Here is a 16,534-nt window from a genome sequence, read left to right as displayed (position 1 = left end):
TATTTTTATGAATAAGACGATAAACATGGCTAACACTATATCAAGCGCAGTTGAGATCAAGGATGAACTAATCAAACACCGGAGACATCTTCACGAAAATCCTGAACTTGGATTTGACTTACCAAATACAGTCGCATACGTGAAAGAAACATTAAAAGGTATGGGGCTCGAGCCCACAAAGGTCGGGAAAGCAGGACTAGTTGTAACTATAGGCAAGGGAAATGGAAAAACTCTTTTGTTAAGAGGAGACATGGATGCTTTACCTATAAAGGAAAATACCGATTTGCCGTTTAAATCGACGAATGAATTTATGCATGCTTGTGGTCATGATATTCATACGACATTCATGCTCGGTACAGCAAAGTTATTAAAGGAAAGAGAAAATGAAATCAACGGAACGGTCAAAATCATGTTTCAACCAGCCGAGGAAATTGGCGCTGGAGCGAAGGATATGGTGGCCAATGGGTTAATGGAAAATCCAAAAGTAGATGCAGCACTTGCCCTTCATGTTGACCCAGGCTTGGAAGTGGGGAAATTCGGATATAAACCAGGCATTGCTGCTTCATCATTAGATGGATTTTTCCTAAAAGTACAAGGAAAAGGCGGACATAGTTCTGAACCTCAAAAAGCCATTGATCCATTGATGATTATCAACGCAATCTACAGTCAATTAAATACGTTAGTGGGGAAAGAAATAGATCCAAGTGAAAGAGCCGTTCTTGTTGTTGGGAAGATGGGTGGCGGTACGGCTGCAAATATTATTCCTGATTCCGCACATCTTGATGCAACCTTACGGACGTTAAATCCTGAAGTTAGGGACCATCTATTTAAGAGAATCCCAGAAATCATTGATGCAACGGTGAAAATGATGCGTGGTACCTATCAGCTTGAAACACTATCAACACCCTCGTTATATAATAATGCAGAATTATGCGAACAAATGTCACCATATATAAAAGAAGTTATTGGAGAAAATAACCTCGAAGTTAACAATGAACCATTATCCGGTACAGAAGATTTTTCCTATATTAGTAATCTTGTTCCAACGATGTTTATGTGGGCGGGTGCCAACGGACTAGAAGATCGTAATTATCCCCTTCATAATCCGAATGTCGTCTTAGACGAAGGCGTTATACCATGGGGAGTAGCTGTCGCTGTGCATACAGCAATAAATTGGATCAATAATTAAACAACCTATTAAAAAAGGTAGGTGGAGTAAAATTTTTTTTACTCCACAACAAAAAAATTTTACATTAAAAATGATTGCTGGAATTTCTCTAGTAATATATTAGAACAGCCAGGGATTACCTTTTATTAGAGGAGGCAGTGAAATTGGAAAAGAAAAATCTTGAATTGGCGATTCAACTTCGTCATGAGCTCCATGCTCATCCAGAATTATCAAATCATGAAGTTTGGACGAAACAGCATTTGATTAATTTTCTTAAAGCAAACACAAATCTTGAGATCGTTGATAGAGGCCTTTGGTTTTATGCCATCTATCGTTCCAATGTGGGAAGAAGAAACGTAGCATTCCGCGCGGACTTCGATGCACTTCCAATAGACGAAGTGATTGATCTGCCGTACGGTTCCCAATATCCTGGAGTTTCTCATAAATGTGGACATGATGGACATGCTGCAACCCTTTGCGGTTTTGCTCTGGAAATTGACCAGAAGGGCTGTGACAATAACGTCTTTTTCCTGTTTCAGCACGCTGAGGAAACAGGTGATGGTGCTGCACAGTGTTCTGTTTTCATAAAGGAAAATAGCATTGATGAGATCTTTGCTTGGCATAGTATGAGTGGTCTTAAATACAATACCGTATATGTAATCGATGGAACAGCGCATTGCGCTTCCAAGGGTATGACGATCTATATGGAAGGTGTTCCTTCTCATGCCAGTGAACCGGAGAAGGGAATAAATCCATCCTTTGCAATTGCGAAAGTAATTGATGCCATTCCTGGATTCATTGATCCTGCAAACAATAGGGGGTTAGTTCTCTGTACTGTTGTTCAGGTTGACATTGGTGCAAAAGCATTCGGTGTCAATGCCAGCAGGGGTGTTCTTCGAATGACCATTCGTGCACTTTACGAGGATGAACTGGACAGACTTCAGAAGAATCTAGAGGGTTTTGCGAAGGCTGAAGCTGAGAAGTATGGATTGAAAGTAAGCTTTGAATATCAGGATGAATTCCCGGAAACTTCTAATCACAAAGAAAGCTCTAACAAAATTCGTCAGGTCTGCAAACAAAATGGGCTTCAGATGTTGGAGTTACCTGAAGCATTCCGCGGTTCCGAAGATTTCGGTCACTACACGAAACTCACAAAAGGTGCCTACGCCTATATTGGAAACGGTGAAGATTATCCGAACCTGCACAGTTACGAATTTGACTTCAGGGACAATCTCATTGAAACAGCTGTAGAACTGTTCGAAGGACTAGCTGTATTATAAGGTGACATTTGGTGCCTGACCCCCGTTACTGGTGGCGATGAAATGATTACCGTGGTTGGAAGTATCAATATGGATTTGGTAGTTGAAAGTGAAAAAAAATCCAACACAGGGAGAAACACTTTTAGGGAAGTCCTTTTCAACCTTTCCAGGTGGTAAAGGAGCGAATCAAGCCGTCGCAGCTGCTAGGTTAGGCAGCTGTGTGAATTTTGTTGGGAATATCGGTAAGGATATTTTTGGGAAAGAACTCCAAGAGAATTTAACTAAAGAGGGCATTAGCATTGAACATATTAATATAGTAAAAGATCAATCCACAGGTGAGGCAAATATCATATTAACTGAAAATGATAATCGTATTATTGTCGTTCTAGGTGCTAATTTTAGTTTATTTCCTTCGGATATTGAAAAGGTAATAGAATTTTTTGCAAAAAGTGCAATTGTCATCGTTCAGTTAGAAATTCTACCAAAGGTATGTTGAAATATTTAAATAAAAAACGAATTATTGCGGATAATTTATATAAATGGAAGGAGGAGGACAATGGAAACCAACAATAATGATAAAAATCTTACAAACAAGAATCAAGAAGAAAGCTTGGAAATTAGTTCTACAGGTTATGGATATGAATCTGTTACAACAGAAACAAGAGCGGAAAAAACAAAACAACAAGCAAAAGGGACGAGACAATCTTGTGGAGATTTGTAATTTCTCCTATTTGATTATGAATCCTTCTTTTTTTATTCTAAAATGCTTAAACATAGTAAAGAACTGTACGAATGGCTTCAAAAAGGTGCTTATTTCTACGTTTGTGGAGATAAGGAATACATGGCGAAAGACGTCCATGAAACGCTTAGCAGCATAATTGAAAAAGAAGGTGCGATGAGTCGCGATGCAGCAGAAGCGTATCTAAAAGATATGCAGAAGCAAGGGCGTTATCAACGTGATGTGTATTAAAAGGTCTTAAGTAAATAAATCTACAATCCCTTCGTTCTATATAGGACGAAGGTTTTTGAAATATAATATGACATTTGGTGCCTGACCCCCGTTGAGTTAAACGTTAATATACTGGGGGTCAGGCACTTTGCAACAGCAACGTCCCTGTGCTTACATAGTTTGACAAAAGCTGAATTTAGCAATAGTATCACTATTAATTCGAACTTTTTTACAGGGGAGATAAAGATGAAAATTTATGTTGATGCAGATGCTTGTCCGGTAAAAGATATTATTATTTCGGAAGGAAGGAATGCAGAAATTCCTATTATACTTGTTACGAGCTTTTCTCATTACTCTAATGCGGAACAACCATCAGGAGTGGAAATCATTTATGTTGATTCTGGAGCGGATGCTGCCGATTATCGGATTATGAAGTTAGCCGAATCAGGAGATATTATTGTTACGCAAGATTACGGACTTGCATCGCTAGGTTTAGCAAAAGGGTGTATGGTCCTTCACCATAAAGGGTTTAGCTATACGAATGAAAACATTGACGAATTATTACAAACACGGTATTTAAGTGCTATGGCTCGAAAAAGCGGAAAGCGAACAAAGGGACCCAAGCCTTTTACAGAAGAAGATCGAGAGCAATTTAGGAGGCTTTTTAAACAAGTTATTTTTAATTAGAGTGTTGACTTAGACAACACTCTTCTATTCATTATTAGACAGAGACGATCTTCATGAAATGACTGGATGAATTTGCACATTTTGTTACTTATAGAAACTCAAATTTAGATACTTCTTAGAGGAGCTTATTTTTTTAATGAATCAGGAATTTCTTTATATTATTATTATCATTGCCCTTGGGTATCTATTAAAACGTTTAAATATTTTACAAGAAAAAGATGGAGTAGTCATTTCGAAAATTATTTTTAAAATTACCCTTCCTGCCTTAGTTCTTGTCACATTCGATTCTGTAAAAATAGAAACTTCTTTAATTCTGTTACCAGTTATCGTACTTGTTTATGGAATCATAGCAGCATGTCTAGGCTTCTTAGTTTTTAAAAATGAGGAAAGAGAACTGAAAGGTTCTTTTCTGATGCTTTCTTCCGGATTTAATGTTGGCTTATTTGCATTTCCTTTAGTTTATGCAATATGGGGAATGGATGGATTAACCTATTTTAGTATGTTTGATGTCGGAACATCATTTGTCGTTTTTGGAATTGCCTATATTTTAGGAAGTTATTTTTCAGCAGAAGGACTTAGGCTTAAACCATTAGAAATTCTAAAAAAACTTGCCAAGTCTATTCCGTTAATGACGTATCTTATTGCTAGTCTTTTAAATTTTAGCCACCTCCATTTACCTGATACAATCATTAATGTTGCAAGTACAATCTCTGGTGCCAATATGCCGTTATCATTATTATTATTAGGGCTCTATTTGAATTTTAAATTTGACAAACAATTGATTAAACCAATGTTGAAATATTTAACCTTCCGATATGGTTTAGGTCTACTTTTTGGATTTGGTTTATACTATATTCTTCCGTACAATCAGATGTATCGATTTACAATATTGATCGGTTTGTTACTACCTGTTGCAGCATCCGCCTTAACATTTGCAGTTGAATTTAAATATAGCACCAGCAGCACCCGTTTAATCGCTACTATATCAAATATTACGATTTTAATTAGTATTGTCATTTTATATATTTTTGCAAACTTTATATTATAAAGCTTTGAATTAAAAGATCTGATCCATTTGATGGGTAAATTCACTCGAAATTGGAAAGAAAATTGTGAAAAAATACACAACAGATTTCCCAAATCAATGTTAAAATGTATATATTACTTTTGGAGGTTAAGAACCCATGCAAAATACTTTGGATAACACTAAAACTGCCCAAAAAGACAAACTGGTTCAAACAACATTTTCACGAACAAATCCGTTTCAAGCAAAAATTCTTAAAAACATTAATATAAATGGGGCGGGCTCTAGTAAAGAAACAAGGCATATTGAGTTATCACTAGAAGGATCAGGCCTTTCTTATGTGCCAGGTGATGCCCTTGGCATTATCCCTTCAAATGATCCAGAACTCGTAGCTTCCCTTCTTGATGAAATGCACTGGGATGAAAAAGCGCTTGTAACGATCAATAAGCAAGGTGAGACACTTCCACTGAAGGAAGCGCTAACCACCTATTTTGAAATTACACTACTATCAAAAAAGGTTTTACAGCAGGCAGCTGCCTTTACAGAAAACGAAAAGTTACAAAAGCTTCTCTTGGTTGAAAATACAGCTCAATTGAAAGAATATTGCTATGGGCGAGATTTACTTGATATGTTACGTGAATTCGCTCCATGGAAAGCTACTGCTCAGGAAATCGTCTCTATCTTAAGAAAAATGACGCCGCGCCTCTATTCGATTGCAAGCAGCATTGCAGCTAATCCAGATGAAGTTCATTTAACCATCGGTGCTGTGCGCTACAATGCTAATGGCCGCGAGCGTAAAGGGGTTTGCTCTGTATTATGTGCTGAACGTGTAAATGAAGGAGATACGCTTCCAGTCTTTATTCAAGCAAATAAACATTTTTATCTGCCAGAGTCTCATGATATTGATATTATTATGGTCGGACCTGGGACCGGTATTGCACCATTCCGTTCATTTATACAAGAGCGTGCAGTGAATAAAGGAACAGGGCGGTCATGGCTATTTTTTGGAGACCAGCATGCAGCTTCTGATTTCCTTTATCAAGAAGAGTTGGAACAATTTAAGCAAGATGGGGTACTTTCCAAATTAGATACGGCCTTCTCTCGCGACGGAGCTCAAAAAGTCTATGTTCAGCATAAAATGCAAGAACATAGTAAAGAACTGTTCGAATGGCTTCAAAAAGGTGCTTATTTCTATGTGTGTGGAGATAAGGAATATATGGCGAAAGACGTCCATGAAACGCTTATTAGCGTAGTTGAAAAAGAAGGTTCAATGAGCCGTGATGAAGCAGAAGCGTATTTAAAAGATATGCAGAAGCAAGGGCATTATCAACGTGATGTGTATTAAAAGATAAGCTGGAAGAATCTTTAATAACCACCCTTCGTTCCAGTTAGGACGAAGGGTTTTTTATCATGAGTTAAATTTGAATTCATTGACTTTATTGGGCAATATTCATTTACTTCTACCATGACTTTCTCATTAAAATAATATTTTCTTCTTTATTACGAATTCAGCGAAAAGTAGGTTTATCATCCAACATAACCAAACCGCTGCAGTGTAGGAATTTCCATAGGAAAAATTCATTAGGTCATGTGTAATGGCGACGATTATATAAATCGTCATATTGGCAAATGAAAGAAAGAAACTTCTAATCATCCAATGGATATGTAAAATCATTTTTCCTCCTTTGACATACAGATAACCAAGGATCGTTGTTCCCAGCCATAACGTATTTAATAGGAGAAAACCTAATGTACTTAACCACCCCCCTGTTGCAAAGAATGAAACATAAACTCCAGGAAGGAAATTGAAAAGGATTGCTAGGACATATATACGGCCATTCCAACGGTGAAAGGAACTTGATTTAACTCGAATTGCTTTCATAACACCAAGAGGACCAGTGATAAGAGAAATCAGGGCCAGCGAGATATGAATACGAATCATCAATATCCATAGGGATTCATTTGTTAGAATTTGATCCTTTCTAGAAATAAACTTTTCAAACGTTGGGTCTACGATAAAATTCTTTGAAAATGTATGAATTACCCACATGATCGAAATGAACACGAGGATTACTTTGATTACCTTTTTCATGACACTTTTCCTCCGTCATTTTTATGAAAATAAATTTCGATTAATCATGATAAAGGCAGCAAGAACTATTAAGGTAAATTTCATCCACCCATACCATTTTAACTTCAGCATGTTATCTACTAACTTCTTTTCTGAGCTTTCTGTATGAATAATCGATTTCATCTCTTTATTCATCATTCCTATGAGACCACCAATAAGAACAAGCAGTACAAATGCAAGGGCTACCCATAAAATGGAAGTTTGAATGGAATAAGCCATGACCATCCAGCCACCTGTAATCATTAAAAACACTAATGCAAAATGTCCCAAACGAGTGTAGATTAAAATGATCTTAAGTGATGCTTTTAATGGATGGCCTGATCTAGAGGGGAGTTTTTGAAAAACAAAAGGTAAAGCAAGATAACTCCCTAGGAAAAAAGCACTTATTACATGTACAAATACCAACAATGAATACATATTTTATCACCCCATTTCGATTTGTAGTAAATATTCGCCATTTGTCTACATGAAAAGAATAACCAATGAGAATCTCAAATGAAGATACAAAAAGTCACAAAACCATCACAATCCATCACAAAAATATGTCTACGCTTGCTCCTTGTTTGTAAAATGATAAACTAAAAATGGATTTCGATTGAAAGATTCATGACTAGTAAGAGGCTTCGGAGAAAAAGGGGGGATCTACGTGAAGGAAATACATACTATTCTTGTCGTAGATGATGACAAAAGCATTGTCGAACTTTTAAGGGACTTCTTAGAGAATGACGGTTTTAATGTGAAAATCGCCTATAACGCAGCTCAGGCACTAGATGTGATGAACAAAGGAATGATTCATGGCATTATCCTTGATATTATGATGCCAGGACAAAATGGATTTGATTTATGTCGAAAGATACGAACAGAAAGCAATATTCCTATTCTTTTTTTTAGCGCCAAAGGTGATGATGTTGACAAGATAAGGGGGCTTGCACTTGGAGGCGACGATTATATCGTTAAAACAGCATCCCCTGGAGAGATTGTTGCTAGAGTAAAGGCTGTGTTAAGGCGGGCAAGTTCACAACAGGGATTTATTCGAAGGGTATTGAAATATGGAAGACTCACTTTGGATTTGTCCACAAGAGAAGTATTTATAGATGAAAGAATCGTCTCACTCACACCGAAAGAATATGAATTACTACGTTTGTTTGCCGAACATCCAAAATATGTTTTTTCATACGATCAATTACTCGAAAAGTTTTGGGAGGGAGTGGGTGACAAACATACCGTTCGCGTACATCTTAGCCGACTTCGAGAGAAAATCGAGGATGACCCGAACCATCCAGAATTCATCATCAATGTATGGGGAATCGGTTATCGTTTCAAGGGAGATTAACATGAAAAACATTCACATTCGTAAGTTTACTATACTCTGTCTACTTTTCATTACACTATTACCATGGTTATTTTTTGTAACCGCACACCTTATTGAAACAAAAACGCTCGATTTTGGCATGAGTCATTTACAAAAGGAAAACTTGAAAAAGACCATTCAATTGATCGAAATGAATTCCGAAAACTGGACGAGCTCTGCTTGGCAAAAACAACTGAATAGACAGTTACAGAGAACGAACATGGATGTATCAATTCAATCTGGAAAAGAACAGGTTATTTATCAACCCCCCTCTAACATTCATCACTCATTTAGGCGCTCGGAACATTTTTCCATCATTCAGGGCGGGCGAGTAATCGGAAAGGTTGCCCTATATTATTCGAATTCTAGAGTCATTCCGATGATAGCGGCAGTCATTGGCCTATTGTTAGCTTTTATTATTGTCGCCTATGGAATGCGAAGATATATTCTTATACCTCTAGAAAAAATGAGCACTTGTGCTCGACAAATAGCGGAGGGAGATTTGGACGTTCAATTACCTTCGTCCAAAATGGCAGAAATTGCTGAGGTAGGTGACGGATTTAAAGTGATGGTGGATGGCCTAAAAGAATCATTTCAGAAACAAGTTGAATTGGAAGGCGAACGGCGATTCGTTATTGCTTCTGTCGCCCATGACTTACGGACACCGTTATTTGCCTTACGAGGCTATTTGGATGGCTTAGAGCAAGGTATCGCCGATTCACCAGAAAAACAAGCAAAATATCTTGCGGTTTGTAAGGAGAAGTCAGCTCAGTTGGACCGGCTTGTGGAGGACCTTTTCACATTTACAAAGACGGAATACTTGGAAATCGACCATAACATAAACAAAGTGGACCTTGCAAGTGTACTAAAAAATGCTATAGACAGCATCAAGCTGCAAGCCGGGCAGAAGCAGATCTCGATAATCAAGGACGGTTTTGCAGATGATTGCGTTATTGAGGGTGATACACACTTATTAGAGCGTGCGATGAATAACTTATTAGACAATGCTGTAAGGCATACACCCCATCAAGGTAAGATTCTTATTCAATGCTATAAGGATATGGACCGAGTTTGTTTTACCATTCGAGATACAGGTGAGGGATTCTCTTCGGAAGAACTTAAACATGTTTTCAAACCACTATATCGTGGTGAAGTATCGAGAAACTATGACACAGGTGGATTCGGATTAGGTTTGACCACTACACAAAGAATCATAAGGCGGCACGGTGGTGTCATTATCGCGGAAAATTATATAGATGGAGGTGCACAATTGACAGGTTGGATTCCCTTGGCTAGTTAACTGCTCTTTTTTTTAATGAGTGAAACTTCCGTCATTGTGATTGTGAACACAACGGGTGAAAGAGATAAGGGTAAGAGCTGTCTATTTTGGCAGCTTTTCTTGTTTCACTACCGGGCAGGATAGTTGAACAAGGATACACAAAAATCCTAGCTTTTTAGTCTAGGTTTTTTGTGTACCTACGATTTTTGAAAAGAATCATAACAATTTTAAAAATCTATTTCTCCAGTCCTCTGCAAGAGCATCAACCGTCAATATTTTTTCAATGGATGTTTTATCTTGTTGTTGATGAAAAAGAATTTGTGTAGCAAAAGAAACGGATATTTCTTTAGAGTCTTTTTCCACTAGATTTATTTCCGAATCGCACTTCATGGCCCCCTCTTCCAATACTCGAAAAAAGTAACCAGTTAGAGTCGTTTCAACCACTTTCTTTAAAAATTGTTTTTCCTGATTATACTTGGAGATAGTTGCACAAGGTACCCTTCCTTGGGTAACTTGAAGAATAGTATCCCCTATTTTAAATATATCGCCTATATAAACCTGTTCTTCCAACATCCCTGTTGCTGTAATATTTTCCCCGAAAGCAGGTGGAGCTAGTTTTTTTTGAAATATCTTTTCCCAATAAGAGTAATGCTCAAATGGATATAAACATACCGCACGATCAATACCACCATGAAACTTGTGGTTTGCAACATCATCACCTACAAAACCGGATTTTTTCAATTCAACAACTTGTACAAAAGATTTTCCTATGGCCGAAACCTCTTTTTTATTATTCCAATCATATTCCTTCGGTTTTCCAACGGCCAATGTAATAATTTTTCGATCCAATGCGAATTTACCTCGCTTTCATATAATTTTTATAATCAAACAATGTATCTTTAGTTCAACTTTATAACAAGATTTTAAAATCAAATATCTTGTGTTTTATGGTTAATTGAATTTCTTAATAGGGGAGTTTTCCTTAATTAGTAAACAATTTAAGTTACGTAATAATAAATCCCATGACAAACTATATTAGCACAACCAGTCATCAAGACATCTCCTTGCTCTGTCCAAGTAATTTTCAAATCACCCCGGGCTAAATGTACGGTTACTGACATGTTTTTGCTTGTATAGCTATTTAAGATGGAGGCTACAACTGCTGCGCAGGCACCAGTGCCGCAAGCTTGAGTGATCCCTGATCCTCGTTCCCATACGCGATAATGTAGTTCCATTTCATTTAACACTTGCACAAATCCAACGTTTATACCCATAGGAAACCGATTGTCTTTTTCAACAATGGCACCTAATGTTGTAAGAGGTGCTTTTTCAATATCATCTACATAAAAAATAATATGAGGGTTTCCCATTGATACAAGCGTTGCTGTATATGTCTTATTACCAAATCTAATGGGTTCTGCTACTACTTCATGTTGATCGATACCAAGCATTGGTATTTCTTTTCTGCGAAATCTTGGCCTTCCCATGTTAATTGTCACTTCAAGAATGTGAGTACCTTTTACATAGACATGTGCTTGTACAGTTCCTGAAAGAGTTTCGATTGTAAAGTTCTCTTTATTTACTAACTTATTTTCGTAAGCATATTTGGCAACACACCTTAATCCATTCCCACAATTTTCTGCTTCAGAACCATCACTATTAAATATTCGCATTTTTAAGTCTGCTTCTGTCGATGGACAGATTAAAATTAAACCATCAGACCCAATACCTGTATGAACATTTGAGATATCAACAGCAATAGATGCTAGCTCATGTTCAGCAATTAATTCTTTAAACATATTTACATAAATATAATTGTTACCTAAAGTGTGCATTTTTGTAAATGCAAATTCTTTCATATTGTCACCTATTATTCTATATTTTGTGCAATGCGCTAGTGGATACAAAGAGTTTATTACAATATTGTCCCTAAGAAAAGGTACAGTTTCTAAAAATATGATAGGGTCAGAGGGAAGGGATATAGTTGATTTTATTACTCCGAACTATTCTGTGAAGACATAGAAGTTTGTTTCTTTATTTTCTGTCCCTTTTATAAAAAAGCGTTGGTTTGGTCCTTATCTGTACCAATTTGCTCAAATCATTATACAGTTTTAACAAATGCATCCCCCTTATAATTCCTACTCAGCCAATAGGTTATAATAATTGTATTGGAATATTGTCCTTGAAAATGTCAGCTTTGGAGAACTACATATAGTCAGCAGGAGGTAATATGTTAGAGTTTATTCCTTTACTAGATAAGCACAGTAGTGTTCCTATTTATGTACAGTTGTATCAATACATAAAACAAAAAATAGAAGACGATGACATTCCCGAGGGAGCACTTTTACCTCTATTCGGTATTTATCAGGCCATTTAAAAATTAGCAAAAACACGGTAGAAGGTGCGTATCAACAATTGTTAGCAGAAGGGTATGTATCAAGTAAGGCTAGGGTAGGGTAGGGCTAATTGTACTCCCATTAGAGCAACCCGTCCTATCTCCTTCTTTACAGGAAATTAAATATAAATCAAAAGTACCCATGGATAAGAAAGAAGAAACATTTGAATATGATTTTAAGTACGGTGATATAGATATAAACTCTTTTCCAATCCACATTTGGAAGCGCTGTTTAACTCAAGCTTTGACGGATGAACTTGAACAATTATTAAGTCCAGGAGAAAGACAGGGAGATGTGGGCCTACGTGAAGAATTAATGAATTATTTATTTCAGTCACGGGGAGTTGTCTGTTCAGTGGAGCAAATAGCTATTTGCTCTGGCACTCAACACGCAATCAGTCTTATTCTCCAATTACTTTCTAACGGAGAGCGTTCAGTCGCTATGGAGAATCCGAGCTATGATGGGGCGCAATCCGTTTTCAACAACCATGGATGGTCAGTTAAACCTATCCGACTTGAAAAAGATGGCATAGATATAGAACAGCTAAAAAAGGTCGAGGCAAAGGCAGCCTATATTACCCCTTCTCATCAATTCCCGTATGGAATGGTACTTCCTATCCAAAAGCGATTGTTATTATTAGAGTGGGCAAATCAAAACGGTAGCTTTATTATTGAAGATGATTATGACAGTGAATTCCGATACCAAGGTCAACCGATTCCTTCTTTAAAAGCCTTAGATGCAAAAGAAAATGTAATTTATTTAGGTACATTTTCTAAATCTTTTTCCCCGGCCGTGAGAGTAAGTTACATTGTTTTGCCACAAAGCTTAATGGATGCATACAATCATATGTATGGTAATTACTATCAATCCGTACCGTCTATTGTTCAAAAAGGATTATATATACTTATGAATGAAGGACATTTTACAAGTCATATTCGAAGAATGAGAAAAGTGTACGAGAACAAACATAAAACACTTGTGAATGCATTAAATGAATATATGGGAAAACGTATAGAAATTATTGGACAAAAAGCAGGGCTTCATCTGTTAATAAGAGTTAAAAATAGGTCTACAAAAGAATTATTGGAGCAGGCGAAGAAAGTTGGTGTAAAAGTTTATGACCCAACTTTTTATTGCCTCAATGAAAGAGAAGTTAAACCATCGTTAGTTATGATTGGTTTTGGAGGGGTTTTAGAAGAAAAAATAGATAAAGGGATCATGTTACTCCAAAAAGCTTGGTTCCCTAATGAAAGTTAAAAATAAAAAAACATCCGTAACAAAATATTGTACTGATTCAACACAGAAGAGTTTGTGAAGGATTGTAATTAAACTAATGGGTGCAAGAGGTGAAGATATTTATAGTGCTGCCATTGTTGGTGACTTTTTACTTATTGTGCTAACAGGTAGTTTAGCTGAAGAAGGAAATAAGGGACCATTAGATCGGGGTGATATGAATGATATTAGTAAGTTCTTGTTTAGCGGGTTTAGAAGTAAGATATAACGGTACTCATTGTTTAAATAAAAAGATACTTCAAATGATAGATGACAACAAAGTAATAACTGTATGTCCTGAATTGCTCGGTGGTTTTTCAATTCCTAGAGAACCTGCTGAGATAATAGGTGGTGACGGAGGCGATGTCCTTGATGGTAAAGCTAGGGTAATCGAAAAATCTGGCAGAGATGTTACTGAACTATACATAAAAGGAGCTTATTTTACACTAAGAAGGGCTCAAGAGCTTGGTACAACCGGGGTTGTACTAAAAGAGTTTAGTCCCTCCTGTGGAAGTTCAATGATTTATAATGGGGAGTTTCAAGGTCAGAAAATACTTGGAGATGGAGTAACAGCTGCCTTACTTAAAAGAAATGGAATAAAAGTAGTTTCAGAAGAAGGACTTGCTGATTTACTTCAGGATGAAGGTTAATGAATCTTCAACTATTTGATGCTTACTTTAATAGAGGCAAAGCCTTTTTTTCTTATTCAAGTAACCCTGCAGGATAGTTGAAGAGGAAGACCGAATTATTGTAAGTACATTGTTAAAAAAAGGTGGTATTTATGTTTGAATTTCTTAGTAAAGAACTAAGTGAGATATACGGGGAGGATAAGAAAAGATTACGAACTGACAGTATCTTTTATGGACATCTAGGAGAAGGTCGTTGGCATAGTACACTTCAAACTCCATTAACAAATGAGTCTATTATTCAGTTTGAAAAAGATTTAAAAAAAGAGTTTCCTCCTCAGTATAAAAAGTTCTTGTCAACTCACAATGGATGTTATTTATTTGATTTATTAAGAATTGCAGGAAAAAGACCTGATACATATAAGGGCTTGAGTATAGAGGAACAGAATGGCACACCCTTCCCTTTAGATACTATGCAGAACCTATATCAAAGAAAGCGCACACCCAAAACCCATTTCATTTTTGCTGATTCAATTGTAAAAAACACTTATTACGTCATTGATAGTGATGAAAAAATATTAGAAATAGACTATCGAACCAAAAAAATTATCAATTCTTACGAAGACCTTAAAATTTTTATTGACGAATTCATATACGAAGGAAAAGAAAATTTAGAAAATGGAATATTTTTTGAATTTGAGTGATGAAAGATGTTTATCCTCTTCAACTAACGAGGTGCTTGAGTTAAACAAGAGGTTGCTGCGGGAGCCTTTTTTCTTGTTTCACTAACGTCGCAGGTTAGCTTAACAAAGACCAATTTGATATTACAGAATTACCCAAATTGGGTTATTATTAATTTAATATATTGAATGAAGTGGGTGTGAAAATGGATTTACTGGTTGGATTCTTAGTATTTGCGGGGATTTTTGCGGTTTATGATGCTTTAAGAAAAGTGAATAATAATATCTTAGACCAAACTGAAGAGATAAAAAAATTACGTGAAGAATTAGCCAAAGATACTAAAAACTAGAATTTCCTCTAGGTGCAAGAGTTAAAGATGGAGGAGATCGCTGCGGCTATCTTTTTGCTTGTTGAACTGACGTGGCAGTTTAATTAAAGAAGGAAAATTTGGGATATTTGTGGAATAAGGATAATTTCTAATTATTAAAAAATTCAGGGATGGAGGAACTTCATATGAAATATTCAAAAACCACAAATTTCGCTATAATTACATTTCTTATCGTTTCTATTTTTGTACTCGCTTTGAATAAGGTTGGTCCATTTCAAGGGCAATTACGTACGCTAGGTTTCTCTGTATTTACTTTGCTATGTATATGTATCGGTATTATCATTAGAAAATCCCCCTGGAGGGTGGTTGGGACAATAGCTTATTGGTTAATTTTTGGACTCACGCAAATGATTAAATGATTTCAGACCTCTCTTTTAATTCAATAAAAACTAATAATGTGAAGTATTGTACTTACGCTAACGGGTGCTTATGTTAAAGATGGGGGTAGCAACGTATGGGGACAAAAATACAGTATCCTCGTTCAGGTTTACGGGTGAAGTGTGAACAAGGTGTTAACCCAAATATAAGACAATCTTGTTTAGATTTTGCCAAATGGTTGAGGTTATATATGGAATTTCCAATTAGAGTGGTTGTGTATATTAAAAAAGCTGTTCAAATAAAAACAAAAGACAGGCTGGAAATGGTTAGTGCTACCTTTTTGGGTCCCTATTCTAAAGATGAAGAGCCCTACATTAGAATGGCAACGGGGGATTTCGAAGAACTGGTTTCGAACCGAGGAGAAGAAAATGCTATTTTTGCTATTTTAAATAGTATGGCTCACGAAATCATTCATTACCAACAATGGCTTAAAAATCCAGATTTGGACGAAGAAATAGCAGAAACTGAAGCCGAGCTCGAAGGCACAAGATTAGTTGAAGAATATTTAGGCAATAACTTCATCAATGAAATTATTGAGCATCAGAAAGTTTGGACAATAGAAAGTGAAGATGGAGTACCAATTACTACAAGTGATGGAGAAGATTCTATGCCATTTTGGTCATCAGAATTAAGGACTAAGGAAGTTATAAATAACGTAGATTTTTATCGTGAATACCATTCTCTTGAAATATCATTGGAGGCTTTTATTAATAACTGGTTACCAAATCTTGAAAAAGATGCACTGGTTGTTGGAGCTAATCTTAAAGGAAAAAGTTTAACTGGTCATAATTGGAATCCAAAAGAGTTACTTGAGCAAATAAAAAATGAAATGGACGTTTATTAAACAAGAAGGGCTTGATTTAAAATATTGTGAACGATTGTACTTAAAGTAACGGGTGCATTACTGGAAAAACGGTAATGCTTTTTTCTGTGTGCCAGGCATGT

General features: G+C 36.3%; 22 protein-coding genes. 18 read left to right on the top strand and 4 right to left on the bottom strand.

The features are described from left to right. Positions 1–7: 7 nt before the first annotated feature. The 8 genes from J7E66_RS01905 to J7E66_RS01870 all read left to right on the top strand — a co-directional run bounded on the left by J7E66_RS01905 (position 8) and on the right by J7E66_RS01870 (position 6,432). A complete protein-coding gene (locus J7E66_RS01905) occupies positions 8–1,189 on the top strand; it encodes a M20 metallopeptidase family protein (RefSeq protein WP_214997771.1) in 1,182 nt (393 codons plus the stop codon). 143 nt (positions 1,190–1,332) lie between these two features. Further along, positions 1,333–2,448: a M20 metallopeptidase family protein gene (locus J7E66_RS01900; RefSeq protein WP_214997770.1), complete on the top strand. Its 1,116-nt coding sequence runs from the start codon at positions 1,333–1,335 to the stop codon at positions 2,446–2,448. 88 nt (positions 2,449–2,536) lie between these two features. Then, the gene (locus tag J7E66_RS01895) at positions 2,537–2,923 is read left to right on the top strand and encodes a PfkB family carbohydrate kinase (RefSeq protein ID WP_214997769.1); all 387 of its coding nucleotides are present in this window, start codon (positions 2,537–2,539) and stop codon (positions 2,921–2,923) included. 60 nt (positions 2,924–2,983) lie between these two features. Next, positions 2,984–3,148, top strand: a complete 165-nt coding sequence (locus J7E66_RS01890; RefSeq protein ID WP_214997768.1) for a hypothetical protein — start codon at positions 2,984–2,986, stop codon at positions 3,146–3,148. Positions 3,149–3,268: 120 nt separating this feature from the next. Beyond that, positions 3,269–3,397, top strand: coding sequence for a hypothetical protein (locus J7E66_RS32530; protein ID WP_308162443.1), 129 nt, complete (start codon positions 3,269–3,271; stop codon positions 3,395–3,397). A 225-nt stretch (positions 3,398–3,622) separates the two neighbouring features. Then, positions 3,623–4,063: a YaiI/YqxD family protein gene (locus J7E66_RS01880; protein WP_214997767.1), complete on the top strand. Its 441-nt coding sequence runs from the start codon at positions 3,623–3,625 to the stop codon at positions 4,061–4,063. Between the two features lie 136 nt (positions 4,064–4,199). Further along, complete coding sequence (locus tag J7E66_RS01875) at positions 4,200–5,111, top strand: AEC family transporter (RefSeq protein WP_214997766.1); 912 nt, start codon at positions 4,200–4,202, stop codon at positions 5,109–5,111. A gap of 136 nt (positions 5,112–5,247) precedes the next feature. Next, positions 5,248–6,432: a sulfite reductase subunit alpha gene (locus J7E66_RS01870; protein WP_214997765.1), complete on the top strand. Its 1,185-nt coding sequence runs from the start codon at positions 5,248–5,250 to the stop codon at positions 6,430–6,432. A gap of 132 nt (positions 6,433–6,564) precedes the next feature. Here the strand turns inward: J7E66_RS01870 and J7E66_RS01865 are convergent, their stop codons facing one another. After that, positions 6,565–7,179, bottom strand: a complete 615-nt coding sequence (locus tag J7E66_RS01865; RefSeq protein ID WP_214997764.1) for a DUF2306 domain-containing protein — start codon at positions 7,177–7,179, stop codon at positions 6,565–6,567. Positions 7,180–7,200: 21 nt separating this feature from the next. Beyond that, a complete protein-coding gene (locus J7E66_RS01860; RefSeq protein WP_214997763.1) occupies positions 7,201–7,635 on the bottom strand; it encodes a DUF2269 family protein in 435 nt (144 codons plus the stop codon). 229 nt (positions 7,636–7,864) lie between these two features. Between J7E66_RS01860 and J7E66_RS01855 the strand changes: the two genes are divergently transcribed. Further along, a complete protein-coding gene (locus J7E66_RS01855; RefSeq protein ID WP_214997762.1) occupies positions 7,865–8,551 on the top strand; it encodes a response regulator transcription factor in 687 nt (228 codons plus the stop codon). A gap of 1 nt (position 8,552) precedes the next feature. Beyond that, positions 8,553–9,869, top strand: coding sequence for a sensor histidine kinase (locus J7E66_RS01850; RefSeq protein ID WP_214997761.1), 1,317 nt, complete (start codon positions 8,553–8,555; stop codon positions 9,867–9,869). Positions 9,870–10,064: 195 nt separating this feature from the next. Here the strand turns inward: J7E66_RS01850 and J7E66_RS01845 are convergent, their stop codons facing one another. Both J7E66_RS01845 and dapF read right to left on the bottom strand, forming a co-directional pair. Further along, the gene (locus J7E66_RS01845) at positions 10,065–10,697 is read right to left on the bottom strand and encodes an MOSC domain-containing protein (protein WP_214997760.1); all 633 of its coding nucleotides are present in this window, start codon (positions 10,695–10,697) and stop codon (positions 10,065–10,067) included. A 149-nt stretch (positions 10,698–10,846) separates the two neighbouring features. Beyond that, positions 10,847–11,707: a diaminopimelate epimerase gene (gene dapF, locus J7E66_RS01840; protein ID WP_214997759.1), complete on the bottom strand. Its 861-nt coding sequence runs from the start codon at positions 11,705–11,707 to the stop codon at positions 10,847–10,849. Between the two features lie 371 nt (positions 11,708–12,078). Between dapF and J7E66_RS31525 the strand changes: the two genes are divergently transcribed. The 8 genes from J7E66_RS31525 (at position 12,079) to J7E66_RS01805 (ending at position 16,433) form a co-directional block, all read left to right on the top strand. Beyond that, positions 12,079–12,225 (top strand): GntR family transcriptional regulator, encoded by a 147-nt coding sequence (locus tag J7E66_RS31525; RefSeq protein WP_251032706.1) that lies wholly within the window; start codon positions 12,079–12,081, stop codon positions 12,223–12,225. A gap of 88 nt (positions 12,226–12,313) precedes the next feature. Continuing rightward, positions 12,314–13,501: a MocR-like pyridoxine biosynthesis transcription factor PdxR gene (gene pdxR / locus J7E66_RS01835; protein WP_483861495.1), complete on the top strand. Its 1,188-nt coding sequence runs from the start codon at positions 12,314–12,316 to the stop codon at positions 13,499–13,501. Positions 13,502–13,577: 76 nt separating this feature from the next. Further along, positions 13,578–13,745 carry a hypothetical protein gene (locus J7E66_RS01830; protein ID WP_214997758.1) on the top strand — a complete coding sequence of 56 codons (168 nt, stop codon included), beginning with the start codon at positions 13,578–13,580 and terminating at the stop codon, positions 13,743–13,745. After that, positions 13,699–14,166 (top strand): 2-thiouracil desulfurase family protein, encoded by a 468-nt coding sequence (locus J7E66_RS01825; protein WP_214997757.1) that lies wholly within the window; start codon positions 13,699–13,701, stop codon positions 14,164–14,166. The genes J7E66_RS01830 and J7E66_RS01825 overlap by 47 nt, the downstream gene beginning before the upstream one ends. A gap of 131 nt (positions 14,167–14,297) precedes the next feature. Further along, positions 14,298–14,846 carry an SMI1/KNR4 family protein gene (locus tag J7E66_RS01820; RefSeq protein ID WP_214997756.1) on the top strand — a complete coding sequence of 183 codons (549 nt, stop codon included), beginning with the start codon at positions 14,298–14,300 and terminating at the stop codon, positions 14,844–14,846. A 182-nt stretch (positions 14,847–15,028) separates the two neighbouring features. After that, a complete protein-coding gene (locus tag J7E66_RS01815) occupies positions 15,029–15,172 on the top strand; it encodes a hypothetical protein (protein WP_214997755.1) in 144 nt (47 codons plus the stop codon). 164 nt (positions 15,173–15,336) lie between these two features. Next, complete coding sequence (locus J7E66_RS01810; RefSeq protein WP_214997754.1) at positions 15,337–15,570, top strand: hypothetical protein; 234 nt, start codon at positions 15,337–15,339, stop codon at positions 15,568–15,570. Positions 15,571–15,665: 95 nt separating this feature from the next. Next, a complete protein-coding gene (locus tag J7E66_RS01805; protein ID WP_214997753.1) occupies positions 15,666–16,433 on the top strand; it encodes a DUF2750 domain-containing protein in 768 nt (255 codons plus the stop codon). Positions 16,434–16,534: the final 101 nt, after the last annotated feature.

It is taken from the genome of Bacillus sp. ISL-7, assembly GCF_018613065.1.
The sequence above is the reverse complement of the archived record's forward strand: the minus strand, read 5'-3'. Positions and strand labels throughout refer to the sequence as shown.

Excerpts from the sequence above, each read along its gene's own strand:
- J7E66_RS01905 (WP_214997771.1), top strand. The coding sequence starts at position 8 with ATGAATAAGACGATAAACATGGCTAACACTATATCAAGCGCAGTTGAG.
- J7E66_RS01890 (WP_214997768.1), top strand. The coding sequence starts at position 2,984 with ATGGAAACCAACAATAATGATAAAAATCTTACAAACAAGAATCAAGAA.
- J7E66_RS32530 (WP_308162443.1), top strand. The coding sequence starts at position 3,269 with ATGGCGAAAGACGTCCATGAAACGCTTAGCAGCATAATTGAAAAAGAA.
- J7E66_RS01880 (WP_214997767.1), top strand. The coding sequence starts at position 3,623 with ATGAAAATTTATGTTGATGCAGATGCTTGTCCGGTAAAAGATATTATT.
- J7E66_RS01875 (WP_214997766.1), top strand. The coding sequence starts at position 4,200 with ATGAATCAGGAATTTCTTTATATTATTATTATCATTGCCCTTGGGTAT.
- J7E66_RS01870 (WP_214997765.1), top strand. The coding sequence starts at position 5,248 with ATGCAAAATACTTTGGATAACACTAAAACTGCCCAAAAAGACAAACTG.
- J7E66_RS01865 (WP_214997764.1), bottom strand. The coding sequence starts at position 7,179 with ATGAAAAAGGTAATCAAAGTAATCCTCGTGTTCATTTCGATCATGTGG.
- J7E66_RS01860 (WP_214997763.1), bottom strand. The coding sequence starts at position 7,635 with ATGTATTCATTGTTGGTATTTGTACATGTAATAAGTGCTTTTTTCCTA.
- J7E66_RS01850 (WP_214997761.1), top strand. The coding sequence starts at position 8,553 with ATGAAAAACATTCACATTCGTAAGTTTACTATACTCTGTCTACTTTTC.
- dapF (WP_214997759.1), bottom strand. The coding sequence starts at position 11,707 with ATGAAAGAATTTGCATTTACAAAAATGCACACTTTAGGTAACAATTAT.
- J7E66_RS31525 (WP_251032706.1), top strand. The coding sequence starts at position 12,079 with ATGTTAGAGTTTATTCCTTTACTAGATAAGCACAGTAGTGTTCCTATT.
- J7E66_RS01830 (WP_214997758.1), top strand. The coding sequence starts at position 13,578 with ATGGGTGCAAGAGGTGAAGATATTTATAGTGCTGCCATTGTTGGTGAC.
- J7E66_RS01825 (WP_214997757.1), top strand. The coding sequence starts at position 13,699 with ATGATATTAGTAAGTTCTTGTTTAGCGGGTTTAGAAGTAAGATATAAC.
- J7E66_RS01820 (WP_214997756.1), top strand. The coding sequence starts at position 14,298 with ATGTTTGAATTTCTTAGTAAAGAACTAAGTGAGATATACGGGGAGGAT.
- J7E66_RS01815 (WP_214997755.1), top strand. The coding sequence starts at position 15,029 with ATGGATTTACTGGTTGGATTCTTAGTATTTGCGGGGATTTTTGCGGTT.
- J7E66_RS01810 (WP_214997754.1), top strand. The coding sequence starts at position 15,337 with ATGAAATATTCAAAAACCACAAATTTCGCTATAATTACATTTCTTATC.
- J7E66_RS01805 (WP_214997753.1), top strand. The coding sequence starts at position 15,666 with ATGGGGACAAAAATACAGTATCCTCGTTCAGGTTTACGGGTGAAGTGT.